Origin of the sequence: Aureliella helgolandensis, from assembly GCF_007752135.1 — a bacterium.
GTDB classification, from domain to species: Bacteria; Planctomycetota; Planctomycetia; order Pirellulales; family Pirellulaceae; genus Aureliella; species Aureliella helgolandensis.
Genome location: NZ_CP036298.1, coordinates 5,082,046 through 5,096,503 on the forward strand (window position 1 = coordinate 5,082,046; position 14,458 = coordinate 5,096,503).

At 55.7% G+C, this 14,458-nt stretch carries 4 protein-coding genes; 1 reads left to right on the plus strand and 3 read right to left on the minus strand.

The window, feature by feature from the left end:
* Positions 1-33 precede the first annotated feature (33 nt).
* Positions 34-3,888 (minus strand): caspase family protein, encoded by a 3,855-nt coding sequence (locus tag Q31a_RS17770; RefSeq protein WP_145080762.1) that lies wholly within the window; start codon positions 3,886-3,888, stop codon positions 34-36.
* 311 nt (positions 3,889-4,199) lie between these two features.
* Between Q31a_RS17770 and Q31a_RS17775 the strand changes: the two genes are divergently transcribed.
* The gene (locus tag Q31a_RS17775) at positions 4,200-6,278 is read left to right on the plus strand and encodes a hypothetical protein (RefSeq protein ID WP_145080765.1); all 2,079 of its coding nucleotides are present in this window, start codon (positions 4,200-4,202) and stop codon (positions 6,276-6,278) included.
* Positions 6,279-6,313: 35 nt separating this feature from the next.
* Here Q31a_RS17775 and Q31a_RS17780 read toward each other — a convergent pair whose 3' ends face one another.
* Together Q31a_RS17780 and Q31a_RS17785 are read right to left on the minus strand one after the other, a co-directional pair.
* Positions 6,314-8,764: a serine/threonine protein kinase gene (locus Q31a_RS17780; protein ID WP_145080768.1), complete on the minus strand. Its 2,451-nt coding sequence runs from the start codon at positions 8,762-8,764 to the stop codon at positions 6,314-6,316.
* 237 nt (positions 8,765-9,001) lie between these two features.
* On the minus strand, positions 9,002-14,200 hold the full coding sequence (locus Q31a_RS17785) for an FG-GAP-like repeat-containing protein (RefSeq protein WP_145080771.1): 5,199 nt from the start codon (positions 14,198-14,200) through the stop codon (positions 9,002-9,004).
* Positions 14,201-14,458 lie beyond the last annotated feature (258 nt).

Here is a 14,458-nt window from a genome sequence, read left to right on the forward strand (position 1 = left end):
TATGGAACAATTCAAAGAGGAGAGGAAGCGTTGCTATGGCTGCAATTGCGCGGAAAGGAAAGCCGAGTCCTGTCCTCGATTTGCATTGTCAGATGCAGGGAAGGCCACGGGGAGTTCTACGACGTTTAGGAGATCCTTGGGACCGGCCGTCGGAAACTGAGGTACCGCTCCAGAAATGGACTGTTGCGTAACCTGCGTTCGAACCTGCCGCACGAATTCACGCCAGTCTACCATTCCGTCGCTGTTGGAGTCAGGAGTTTGCAGTAGCGAGCTCTGGATCGCGGACGTAAACAAACTCGCTTGAGAGCCTCGGTATTCCGCAGCCAATTGATTGCCTTCGGATGCGGTTAATGTCAGCACGAGATCTCCTTGCAGGTAGCGCACCGCCTTCTTAAGATTGCCGCTTTCCAGCGGCTGGATGGCACCACTATGGCAAGTATCCAAGATCGCAATTTTGCGACATGGAACATCGGCCCAGCCCATTAGTTCGCGGAAGCTCAGGCAATCCTGAAAATTCCGTCGCATCAAATCGTTATAGCGTGCGTTGGCGGTGATGAAGTAGTACTGATCAGTCGCTTCATCGACCAAGCCGTGCCCGGAGGCAAACAATACGATGAGATCGTCAGGTCGTACATGCTCCAATTTGGATTTGAGTTGTCGCACCGTACTCCTCCAAACGGTAGGCGTCACATTGGCGTCGGTCAAGCTTAGTGGAACGACATCATAGACCTCAGCAGCCTTGGCCAATATCGCGTTCATGAATGTGCTCGCATTGGCGGCTCCCAATTCAAGATTGGGCACTCGGCTGTCGCGATATTCACTCACTCCGGCCGAGAGTAGGTAGAGCTTGGGCTTACCCACTCGTTTCAGTGCATGGGGTCGCGAAAGCTGCAGCAGATCGGTTCCGACCAATTTTTCTCTGGTCGAACAAACGACTTGGAATTGCAGCTGCTTATCAGCCGGCAAAACGGCTTGCCATTGCAGGCGGATTTTCTGCCGCCCGTCTGCCAGCACCTCTGCTTTCGACTCGGAGTAATGCTGCGCAACCACGCCACTGACGAAGGCTTTGGCGGTCGCCAACTCCTGGCCACGTTGCAAAACGACCTCCGCCTGAACGGTGATTTCACGGCCTTCGATCACCTGGTCGGCAGTCGGTGACAAGATCTCGATATGTGGCTGCAACGCAATGGAATTCTGCAACACCGCCTCGAAACCAATTTTTTGCTTCCCGGCTAGGTCCGCCGCTTGTTCGACGCTGCCCGACTCGAGCAATCCCCGCAAGAGATCGGGACGCTCTAAAACCGCTTGAAAGCGATCTGCACGGTAGAAATCAGGTTTACGCTCGAGTCCACGATTGATCTGCCAACCGAACAGACTGTTGCCGTTGAACGAGGCGTCGTAAAACCCCGAAGGAGTCCAAACAGCCCACTCTCGATCGGCGGCAATCACTTGAGCTGCAATTTCACGCCAGTGAGCGTAGGACTGAAATCCAGGTACCTCCACTCCCCCACGTTCGAATACGAACCGGACGGCGAGGTCAAATCTTGGCTTCTCCAGAAATTCGATCAGCTTGCCTGGGTCCTTGAAAGTCGTTCGCTGCAGGGTCCCACCTGCCTGATGGGACTCATATGAAATCTCCTTGATTCGATCTCCCTCACGTAAGCCTTTGAGATACAGTGGGCCAGTTAAGCATGGATTCTGCGCTACAACCACTCCATCGACTTCGGCGAACTGAAATCCCCAAGTTGCGCGAGGCGGCTGCATCGTGGATTGCCCCACACAGCCGATCAGCGGCCAAATTCGAATTGTGCAATCGGCCGAACTGCTGATGAGGTAGAGCCCATCTGGAGAATTGTCGAGTGATTCGACGGCTCCTTCATGACCTCGAAAGACGCGCGTCAAAGGGCATAAATTCTGATCCTTGGCTGGTAGGGAGAAGACCCAAATATCATTTTGACCGGTCAGAGAAACTGCAACCCCGCTGACCTGCCCCTCCGAATCACGGATCCAGGCAGCCCGTTCCACCCGGCTGTTGGGTTTGACGGCATAATGGGCATCAAGATCGAGACGACCGATGCGTTGATCGCCCCGCAGCACCCAATCTTGCGGAACTGCATTCGGAGTATTGGATTGAGCAGCCAGACTCCAAGAGTTGGCAGCGAAACGCTGGTTGCGATCTGCAGTGGAACGCCACTGGACTCCCTCCGCCTCGATCCACTTCATTTTTTGTCCATCGAATGCAACGTTTTGTCCCTCGAACTGCGTTCGCCAGCGGTAGGGCAACTCCTGTGCAAACACAACTTGAGCAGGACTGGCAATTTCCTCTCGATCCGGGAGCACTTGTAAAGCTTGCTCTCGTTCGATTGCCAGCAACTCAATCTTCCGGCCATTGCCAATGACCAAAGCTTCCGTGTTGGGAGAAAACTCAAGTCCATGGATGGGCGCACTGCGTTGAAACTCCCGAACCAACTCAGGTGTTGCCGCACCGTTCAACCGCCAGACCTGCACAATGCTATCGTCCCCTCGTACGCTCACCGCCGAGGCGGCCAGATAGCGTCCATCGGCCGAGAAAGTTACCGATTCAAAACGGTAGCCGCCGAAGCTGGCAACGGCCTTCAGCGCCAAATTGCCCTGAGCATTCCAAACATACAAAAATCCAAGTTCATCACCTGCCGCCACGTAACGGTTGGCGTTACATGCCGCTACGCAAGTCACTTGCGTTCCCTGAGAATCCCGAATTGAGGGGAGCAACTGAGACGGCGTGAAAGTGCGTCCCTCGGTCGATAGAAAGTGTTCTGCTGCCAACTGCAACGCGTAGGCGGCAGACTGTTGATTCACGAGCGGCGCGTTGCGTTGCAGGCGGGTGGTGATCGCGCCGCTATCGATATCGATAACATCAATGGTCCACTGGGGTTGGTCTGCTGCGACCACCAGGCTATTGGGGCTGAGGGTATCGAACGTCCCGTAGAGGAAGTTTTCGGTTGCCGACGGTTTTCGCAACCAGCGATGGCCCCAATCTCCAGCATTGGACTGCTGCCAAACCGCAATCCCATGTTGTTGATCCATGGCTAATAGGCGACGCGAAGCAGTGTCTGTCAGTAGCCGCATGCGAAGGATGGCAGAATGGTGCCCACTCTGCGCCTCGACGACCGGAGGCAGCCAAGCCTCGGTGCGGGTATTCACGGCCACGATCTCGCCTTGTTGGCCATCTGCCCCGGCGCCCGCCAAGAACAGTTCCTCCCCGTCGTTCACAAGGCTGAGAATGGCGCCCAGCTCCGCTCTCTGCACTTGCCAGCGGTACGTAGCGTGATGTCGCCACTGGGAATTTGCACCGTCCTCGGTCAGTTGCCAGTGCTGTACGAGTTTATCCTCTCCCGCGGTGAAGAGATTTCGCCCCGATTCATCAAATTCGAGTGCACGAATCGGTCCCGTATGTTCCGCTTCAATCAATCTTAGCCACGGGGTACGGTCACGGCTATTCTCAAGAATCTGTTGTAAAGAGTCCTCCTGCGGAGATGCCTGCTCCTGGGTACTCGGAACATTCTGCGGCTTGGGCAGCTCCGACTCACTCGGAATGCTCGCCGGAGTCGCGACTAGCTGGGTCCCTGGCAACGTCGACTCACTGGGCAGGGGCGGGGCTGCCGCTTCGACTTGCGCGCCGCCCCGGTCGGACGGAGAGGAATAGTAGTAGCTGGGCAATGACGATTCTGAGGCGAGCGTTTGAGCCTGGGCTCCTCCGGGCGAAAACAGGGTCAACAGTGCTGCAGCGCCGACGCCCCATGCGACCAACCCTGCCATGCTGGGGACTTGAAACCAGGCCACCGGAAAACGGAACGCGAGAGCACCAGTGCGTCGGTAAACGGTCTGACTGTAAGCCAGTTGTGTCATCGGAGCCTCAAATCGTATCGTGAACGAATTCTCAAATAGTGGACGTAAGTTCCTAGGCTCATCATAAGGATTTTCCCAGGCATCCTGCTTAAGTTGTCGATCGAAACTTAAGAATGTTGCGTGACCATCTGCGAATCGGGCTAAATAAAAGATAGAACAACGTTGGATTTTGGCAAGAAATCGAGCAACCTAGGCAGCCTTTAGACGACAACTGGAGTGTAAGTGATGGCAATCGCACCTCTGCGAGAGATCGCGCCGTGCAATATTCTGCCTTATATCCACTCAGCCCCGCACAAGCCAGGACTACTGCAATGCGAATCGAGAACACAGGATTCCATGGTTTCCGGTTCATCATCCCCCAGGCAATTCTATGCTTGGGACTGTTTGGGACGGCATCCAACCTAACCCTTGGGCAGGAGCCTCCCTCGGCGGTTGGCAACGCATTGCAGGGTCTATTCAACCCTGGATCGGCCCCGGACGCCAATACGATGGGGCTGCTGCAACGCAGCAACTTCATCGACAAAGTCGCGTCGGCTACGGGCCGAATTGAGATTGCTCTCGTGGTCGATGCTACGGAGAGCATGGAGAAGGAACTGCAGGGAATCCGCTCGATGTTGCTGTCTATGCTCAACGACGTCCGACGGATCGCCGGGGAGGAAGTCTATGTACAAGTGGTGGTCTATCGAGACACGGATGCCGCGAGTGGTGTCGTGAGCTGGCCTCTAGGCACTCAAAGCTTTACGAACGCCCCTGAAATCATCGAAAAGGGACTCGCAAAACTCAAGCCCGAAAGTGGCGCCCCATACTTCCATGAAGCCGTCGACCAAGGATTGTATGCAGCCCTCAGCGAACTCAAGTGGAATCCCAATGACCGAACCGCTCGATGGGTATTCCTTATCGGAGATGCTCCCCCGTTCGACAACGGATTTAGCGAGCCAGAATCGAAGGCCGAACGAAAGCATTCCACGGAGCAGCTCGTCCAATTGGCGCAACAACAGGGAATCGAAATCAACGCGATCCTGTGCCCCACACGCGAAAAGGATGCGGCCATCTACGAACAGGTCGTCGGTTTAACGCGCTACTTTTTTGGAGAGCTGACAAGCCAGACCGGTGGATGGATGTTGGACCTCTCTGATCCACAGTTGGTCAGTAGCGTCGAACAGGCAGCGCGCAATGCGGTTTCGGAGTTCATCAAGATCGATGCCATCACCCGCGCAGAAATTGAAGAAGTGCGTTCTGCCGCCGGAGCGCAGAAAGCGAAAATTGCGCCGCAGACTCGCGTCCGTGTCGCAGTCATGCCACACCTGAAATTGGAGGAGATGAATTTCTCGCGTCGCGACCCCGCTGTCCGCTTTGCCGACGAGATGCGTTCTCAATTGGAGACCATCGGACTGGATGTCGATGTCGTCAGCAATCACGTCCTCGAACGAACCTTCTATAAAATCAATACGAAAGGCATGCCTCGAGAAGCTGCACTGCAACTCATTGGGCAAGGCGTGGATGCTGATTATGTATTCTGGGGTGCCCTGATTGATGGCTCTCCTGATCGTGTTGAATCGGGCGTATTGGACACAAAAACGGGCAGGTTCGTGGTTTCCATTCCAGGAGGCGTGGAAACAGAATTCCCCGCCCGCGCAAGTCTCTGCTCCACCGTGCTTGACGCCCTGGCGCAAGCTTCGAAGCAGGGAGGCAATCCAATTCAGTTAGCGCGAGTCCAACGCAAGTTCCAAACTCGACTGGTCGCCAGCACGGAAGAACTCGAGCGTTTGACCATCGCTGCTCGCGGAAGCATCGCGGATGCTATGCAATTGCAAATGGGAGAAGGAAACAGCCAACAACTGTTCCAAGATGCCCAGCGGGATTTGGAGGCAGCCTTGAAACTGGATCCCACCGATCCAATCGTGAACCTTCTGCTATCGAATGTTTACTTCAGCCAATACCAAATCCTGCAAGCTGCCCAATCTCCTGATGCGGCCAGCAAACGCCGCTTAGCGAGTCAATTTATTGGAGAAGCCAAGCGGAACTCCAACCGACTCTTAGATGCGGATCGCATCGAGATCGACGCCGACTTCAGTTTCATTCGTGGGAATTTCGGTGAGGCTGCCAAGCTCTATGAACAACTGGCTGAACAGGGAGACACACTGTCCCACGTCGAACGCGCGCGTTGGATGCTGACCGGCATCTACTCTGGCGATTGGGGGATCGACGAGAGTGCACCCGAGCTGGTAGATGCCAACAAGGCGAGGACACAAGTTGTGCAACTCCTCGCGTTCTTTGCGGAGAGCCCACACACGCGTTTGCTAGAAAAACACCTACTGTGGGATGAACAAAGTGGAAGCACGCTGAGCGCCAGCCTCCCTCGAACTCACGTCGCATTGCCCCTCGAGTAGGAACATCATGCTTTGAGACGCTTGCAAACGGCTGGTTAACCAGCCTGTGGGCGTAAATCTGCCGGCTGGGGAAACGGTCTTTTAGTTGTCTCACAGGCTTCGTATACCATCTGACACTCGTAGAAATCCCAGATCATGATGGTCGCGTCATCGAAGCAAGCAATCAACAGACCATCGACTATTTTCAACTGCAAAACTTCGGCAGCGTAATCGGCCGTCACTAAGAAAAAGTCGTGTTGAGGGTTGCTCAGCTTGGTCAGTAACACCTCGCCGTAGTCTGTACCACGCACCAACCACTCCCCGTGGTCATCAAACGCCAGGGCAGAGGTCGAAGGGGCCTGGGTCTCCTGGCCGATGACATTGAGGTAAGCGAGTTTTCCATCGTCGAGGAATTCCCACAGCTCGGTAGCAGGACTGCCACTCCCCGCATCTTGCCCCGTAGCAATGAGACCACGCGAGTGCTCTGGGTTCACCCAAGTGGCTAAAGAGCGAATGGTGCGTCCACTGCGTTGGAAGACTCCCTGCTGGTCCGTAAAACTAGGGGTGATCAGTGACTCGGAATTGACGGGCAGTTTTAGGCGGATCAGCGCGAGGCTCGAAGAATCGGACGAAGCTTCACCACACAGGATGGCAAAACTATCCTCGCCGAGCCGCAAACAATCAATGCAGTACGCTTCAATGTTGGTCGCAATGCGTTTCGCGTCATGGGCATTGGCTAGCGACACGATGTTGACCGTTCCAGTGCGCTCAAATTCCTCCACGATCGCGCCCCATTCCCCCGCAGCCTCCATGCCGATCAACGGAAACATGATTCCGCTGTCAATCACACCAGGTTGCGCGGTAGTCACGTCTGTAGCACTGATTTGCAACAATTCGCTTTTGCCGCTGCCATCACCATCGCTGACCGCGAGAGCCAATCGGCTTTGCGGACTGCTGGCAACTCGCAAGATTCCCTGTCCAATCGCTTCCAATCGTTGCGATTCAAGTTCGAAACGCCACAGTTGGGATTCGCAATCTCGAACTAACACTTGGTCTTCGGCGAGCCAATGAACGGAAGCAATCGGAGATTCCAACTGGAGTTCAAAAGCTGCGTCTGCAGCGTTGCTTCCCGGTTCAACCAGGGAGCGTCCGTTGTCGCCAACGACCAAGATTCGTGAAGTCAGGGGATGAACGGCCACCAGTTGGCTGATCCGGGACAAATCGTCGATCGGGTAGACGTTGCGGCTGTCGTTGTCGAGGACGCCCAACCGTCTCGGCTGGGGAACCTCTGCTACAAAATCGGCAGACAGGGCTGCAAGATAGAGTTCTGTCGCTTGAGGTAGTTGTTGCTGAGTCATCTCCCCGCGATGAATAAAGTCAATAGCCTCGGCGTAGAAGTCTTTGCCCGTCTTGGGCTGAGCAACCGTGTTGGTGTTGGTATTGTCAGGCCCCTTGATGGGTGTTGGTGCGGGATCGTCTGGCCACCAAAGCAGTCCACCACCGGCAATCAGCAGCAACGCAGCAACGCCCCCCACCAGCCACCACGTCGCGCGCGTGTCGCGGCTAGGATTTTCAAGCACCGCATTTCGCAATGCCTCCACAAGCTCCACATTCGACCCAAACCGCTTAGCCGGGTTGACTGAACAGGCTTGGCGAAGGACCTTTTGTTCGCCGGGCGTTAGCCCCTCTAGATTCAGGTGCCCCTTTTTCCGATCCTCGATGACTTGAGCCATCGATTCATCAGCGAACGGCAACTCCCCAGTTCGCAATTCCGCATAGCTCACGGCAAGCGAGAATTGATCGGAATGCGGGCTAACTTGGCCAGCCAAGCACTCTGGCGGCATGTACGCGAGACTTCCGCCGAGCGTGGTGCCTTTCGTATCTGCTCCTCGGGCCATCGTCCTTGCGACCCCAAAGTCACACAGAACCACGCTGCCTCCCAACAATACCAGATTCTCGGGCTTCACATCGCCGTGTTGCACCGAGATCAGTTGCCCCTCATGTTCATGCCGTTCGGAGTTGAGGAAATCGAGCGCACGCGCAGCGTCCATCATGTAGATCAGCAACTCTTCGACAGGAATATCCTGCCCCTGCTCCTGGCGCTGCCGCAGAAGTTCGAGGAGATTGCCTTCCGCCAGAGGCATGGCGATGATCAGCGTTTTGGGCTTATCCTCCTCCGCCATTCTAGAAACGGAGAGGAGCGTTTGTCGGTGCGTGTCTTCCAATAGTGGTTGAGCGACATCCAATTGGTCATCGGGAATGACTTGCTGATTTTCATCCAGCAGCCACATCGCGTTCATGGGCATCAGATTGGCATGCCGAATCTGCTTAAGCCCCTGGATGGCGCGGTACTCCTTGCGTCCATGCCTCTCGCGCAGATTCAGAAACTTGAGCGCAGATTTAGTTCCACCTGGCGAGGTAGATTGCCAAACCTCGCCAAAATTCCCCTTACCCAACAGTCTTTCCAGTTTATAGCCTGGAACTGGCGTCTGGCCCGCTTGCCACATAGCAGTTAGTCTTGCAAAACGCAAATCCGCTGAAGTTCAGACCGCTGATACCTCAGCAAAAAGTTGCTCGTTCCCGCCATTATATGGCATTCGGCTGAAACGAGAAACGTCAGCCTACCGGCTGGCATCAGCAGCGCTCAAATGGCCCCCACCAAGCGCAGAGCGGAAACAACGCCGCCTTGCCCCATCAAACGGCGCCAACAATTCGCAAGTTGGGTACTCCGCTGCGCAGATCGCTCAAAATAGATCTTCGTCGAGTAGTTCAACCAACAGTCGATCGAGCAGAGCGTTCGAGATCGTCCGCTGGCCAGCCTCGAGCCGAGGCTCCATAAACTTCAAATCGGTAGCAGCCGAGTCTTCAACCCCCAACACGTGTCCAAATTCGTGAGCCAGTGTGGACAAGAGATCGACGCGCGAAGACTGATTCGCCGGAATACTACTATCGAATGCCAATGAATCTGCAGGCTTCGGATCGATGAACCAGCCCCATCCTGCCGCGTTGCTATCCACATAGACCGTCCGTCCTACCGTCTCCGCCAAGGTACCTCCAGGTAAATCGCCAATAACAAAGTCCACGCTTTGCAGGCGTTCCACCGCGTCCGCAGCAAGCCCCGCAGATCTCAACGCCTCAATCAACCCAGTCGCGATGGGCTGTAAATCTTGAACCTCAATTTGGTGCCGACGCAATAGCGACGCTTCCTCCGCATGTGCTCCATTGAGATGGTTGATGACGTTCAGCGCATCGACGGGTGACAGCACGCCATCGCCAGAGGTATCCACTTGATACGCCGCAGACAGTCCAACTGCCGAAGCGCCACTGCTGGCGCCACGATTGAGCTCATTGATAACCAGCAATGCATCCACGGGAGAAATGCTGCCGTCGCCGTTGACATCGAATGGATCGCGATAGTTATGCTGCGTGAGTTGGCGTGGTGCCTCAGCCAGAGTCAGGCGACGCCCGGACTGCGTAGCTTGGCCAATTTCGACGTTCGCGAATGGGGTGACTGCCACATGTTGCTCAAATCCTAGTTCTGTGAAAGCTGCAATGAGATAGCTTCGGTCGGCGGAAACAACCTGTGCAGTAGCTTCAACGGTGGCATCTTGTTGCCCCACAGCATTGAAATCAACGAAATGCGACTCTCCCAACAAGATGCTGGCATCGCCGGAGGGACGGGCAGCTCGCCAAGCCACGTAGTCGTCCACTAGATTCAAATAGGCCGTGACTCCACTCGTAAACTGCGCAACGGCCACATCTCCGAAATCGTTTCCGTCTAGATTTCCAATTGCCAGTTTGCCGAACGCTGAGTTCAGACCATTGGGCGCGGTTGAAGTGAATTGCAAATTGTGCGCAATGTCCGGAGTGGCAGCCAATGCAAACCGATTATTGCCCAGGTTGAAGATCGGCTGTACGACATTGGTGCTGGCAAAGGAGGCAGCGATGTCCGGCGTGCCATCGGCATTCAAGTCTCCGATTGCCAGCCACTGAGGCTTGTCGATGGTATCAATGCGGTGCGGAGCATCACCGAGCTGCCCTACCTGGGGATCGTAGCTATAGACCGCAATCTGGTTCGCCGCATAGTCAGCCACAACCAATTCCGCAGTACCAGCAGCATCGAGATCCAAGTTGTGTGCAAGGAGATGCGTAGGACGCTGCACGTCCGTCAGGTACTGCACCCGCGTGGCATCAAAGCTTCCGCTGGAGTCCCCAAAGTAGATTTCAATGCGTTGGCTTCCCGGAGCCCCCACGGCGATATCCAGCCACTGATCACCGTTAAAGTCGCCAACGGCGGTCGATATGACTCCGGCGTCCAGATCTGCGGTGCTCAGGTCAAGCGTCTGAGATTTTGCGAACACTCCAGGAGACGTCTGCAATACGATCGAGACATCTTCGGCATGCGAGACTTGGTCATTGGATTCTACGTCGTAGGGAATCGCATTGGTGACGACCAAGTCCATCAGATTGTCACCGTTCAGATCGCCATACGAAATGTGACTTGGGCCGTTGCCAGCCAAGGAGTCGTGAACCGAGCGGGATTGACTTCCACTGGGCAGCGGCACAGACGCGGCGGTTCCCGCGGCTGTCACACGTTCAAACTGCCCCGACTGATTTCGAAAAATCACAACGTCGCCATAGGCCGCGTCCGTCTGTCCATTGAGAGCCGCTTGCGGGCGCCCAACCATCGCGACCACGATGTCTAAATCTTGGTCGTTGTCGATGTCGACCGCGACCACATGCTGAGGCCTAGCCGACGCTCCCAATTCCAGCACCACACGTTCGCGTTGCGCTGCGTCCCTTGAGAGCAAGATCTCGATATTACTCGTTTTGTCTACAATATCCGCATAGTCGTTCACAATCAGGAGATCATCGACCGCATCGGCATTGAGATCCGCGAGTGTCACTCCACTGACCTTGGAGACCGAGGAACCGCTCCCCGATTCGAATCCCAAGTAATTCGAGAATCGGGCTTGCGGACCGGTGGGTTCGAACCCCGGTTGCAACAAATAGGCAACTTCATACTCACCAGGCCAAACACGCAACGCGTAGTTGCCGGAGGCATCAGTCACCGCCACCCGCGTGTCTGGCAGATTGTCTTGGTAGTAGGTGCGCGTGGTGCGTTGCAGCACTACGGTCCAACCGGCCAACCCCAGCTCATTGGTATCACGCGTTCCATCGGCATTGAGATCGTCCAGGATATTGCCACTCAGTTCCACCAATTCTCGGCTGCCGGCAGCCAGTTGAACTTGAACCACTTCTTGAACGAGTCCAACCTCAAATTCTTCTAACGGGAAAAGCTCGCTATCGCGCTGTACCCCCGGCGCGAGATAAAGCACTCCCGGAGAAACAGCGAACGGAGTTTCACTCGAAGTGAGCCCGCGATCCGGTGCAAGCCATTGATCCAACGCATAGTTCCCGGACGAAAGATCCTCGAACAGGAAATAGCCAAGATTGGCATCAGCGTTCGCGGAGCTTTCGGTAGATTCCAGCAATTGGGAATCATTGGCGTCGTAAAGATCGATGCGTTGGGCTCCTCGGTTCAATTCCCCGGGATCGCGTTGGCTTGCGACCACCGAATCAAACTGATCCCCGTCAGCATTTAGATCGTCGAATGTGACTCCCATGAGGGCGCCCCACCGCATGACTCCGAACGCAATCTGAGGAAGTTCCACGAGAGACCGCCTTGAATCGTCCCCCGCGTCGATGAATCCCTGCGAGGGAACCACAACGGCGTTAGCTGGCAAAATGAAATCGACGCTGGATTGCGTAGTGTGGAAGTAGTGCGTTTTGGAAGACAGCTCGAGGCGATAGAGCCCCACTTGAGAGAGTCCTTCGAACGCATAGCTTCCATCTGCCGCACTAACCGTTTTCAAGGCGGGGAGATCATCCTGAGTACCAAATTCAGCGTCGTATCCGGCACCGGTGAGCGTTAGTTCGAATGTCGCGATCCCGGGATCGTCCGTGAGAAGTCCATCGGATTGCAGATCAAAAACGACCCTCCCTAATACGCTACCCGGGGTCACGTTTCCAACCGCCAATTCCGACAAAGCTTCAACACTCTGCCCCAATTGCGGGTCTACCGCCAACGCATCCGGCACAAACAGGCTGCCGCCCACAACGTGCATGGTCGGAACCGGTGGAGTCGTTGCGAAACTACCAAGGGGCAGTGATTCGACAACTCGATAACTACCGTTAGGCAAGCCTACGAAGGAGAAGGTCCCAAACGGACCTGTCGTTGTCCGTGCATGAACGAAGTCATCTTGTGTGCCGACCAGTCCATCGTCGCCAAGATTCCACAGCGTGAATTCTACTCCAACAAGGCGTGGATCACCGCTATCGTCAATTCCGTCCTGCGCGAGGTCATCGAACTTGTACCCGTGGATCTCTCCAAGGCGGATTCCTCCCAGGAGTGCTACAGAGCTCGATTCGTCGCCGAGCAAAACGCCGGAGGCATTGGATAGGGTCGGTAACACGTGGGGATCGTCAAACTCAACCGCGACCGTATAGGGCCCCGGCGGAAGCTCAGCAAAGTGGGCAGGAGCTGGACCACGGTAGACCAATTGCGTGGGATCTTGGGCGGCGGAGTCCAGGGTTAGAGTAGCCGTGATCGAGAATGGAGTCAGCGGCTCATCAACATCTTGGCTTCCATCCGCATTGCGATCGTGGAAGATATCGACGAGGAGCGAGTCGCCTACAAACTCAAATGCACCAGAATCGGGAGCCAAGTCCGCTGTCCGCGAGCGGCCGCGTTGGTCGACAATCGGCTCCGCAGGATTCGGGGAAACGCGATTGCGCGCGGGACTGATTGCGAGTAGTGGGTGCACCGGTGTTGGACTCGCCGCGAACACTTGTAGCGGGGCTAGCCCAGCATCTAGAGGAGCGGCTGACGTACCGACCAGATCATTCATCAATCCATTGACAAAACCACTGTCCAAAGTCGCAGCACCGATTAAGTTGCTGCCGAGACTAGTGAAATCCCCCACGACATCTGCTTCCCCTTGAGCAAGATTGTTGGAGACAATGGACGCATGAACCGTGAATGGCGATGAGCTTCCCCCACCCTCCCCACCTTGTGCCATCGGCGGCCCGGCAATGCCCGCCCCGGTTCCCGCCTGATTTTCGACAAGGGTCACATAGGTCAAGTTTACCAATTGCGCTGGAAAGCTAGTTTGATAGTAGATTCCACCTCCCAGCGTTTCCGCGGCATTTGCGGAGATCGTCGAGTTCTGGATCACCACGGTGCCAGAGCTGCCGGTTCGGAAACCACCCACGGCAATTCCGCCCCCCGCTTGATGTGCAAAATTGTTGCTGATCGTCGAATTGGCAATCGACAGGTCCCCCGACAAACTCTGTATCCCCCCGCCCACCGAGGCTTGATTGTCGTCGATCCACACGCTGTCCAACGTGGCATTGCCAGTATTCAACAGAGCACCTCCACCTTGCTGCAGCCCCGCATTGCCGCCCGTCAACCGCACCCCACTCAGACGCAGACTCGCTTCGGGGCCGACCTCCAACACGCGATCCACCACTGCGGTCGCATCGATCACCGTACTTCCAGAACCGGCACCTTCGATCACGACTTGCCCCAAGTCGACGTCGAGATCGCCGAAAGCATCATCCCTCACATCATAGGAAGTTGAGTCATCGAACTGCTCCGTCAGTCGGTAGTTTCCTGCAGGCAGTAGGATCAGATCACTATCGGGCAGGGCGTTGGCTTGCATGATCGCAGCGCGGAGCGATGTATTGCCACTTGCATCCAGAGCGAGACCATCGGCCAGATCAACATCGATCGTATCGAGCTCGGTATTGACGGCGAAAGTGGCGAGCAGTTGCCGTGCCTCCAGACGCTCTGGGAACAGCAAGCGGCGCCGTGAACGAGAATCTCGAGAACTCTTTTGCCCGCGAACGAGTGGACGGAATGGGGCGTAAGCAGGTTTCACGGTGCGTCTCCATGGGGCGTTTGGCAACAAAGTCCCAGGGATTATGACTCAACGCCTGGCATGATTCAACATTTGGAGGAATCGTTACAACCATCGCAGCTTACCAAGGCGCCGCCGCCGATCGCGCCGGTTGCAGCAATAATGGCGATTTTTCGATGTGGAGTCCCCCCTATCGACTCAACCACCTTTGGGTATTGGGCCGATAGTAAGAGTTATGCCGTGAGAATTTTCGTGCCGTTTGCCCAGTTCTTTGCGCGA

Excerpts from the sequence above, each read along its gene's own strand:
- Q31a_RS17770 (WP_145080762.1), bottom strand. The coding sequence starts at position 3,888 with ATGACACAACTGGCTTACAGTCAGACCGTTTACCGACGCACTGGTGCT.
- Q31a_RS17775 (WP_145080765.1), top strand. The coding sequence starts at position 4,200 with ATGCGAATCGAGAACACAGGATTCCATGGTTTCCGGTTCATCATCCCC.
- Q31a_RS17780 (WP_145080768.1), bottom strand. The coding sequence starts at position 8,764 with ATGTGGCAAGCGGGCCAGACGCCAGTTCCAGGCTATAAACTGGAAAGA.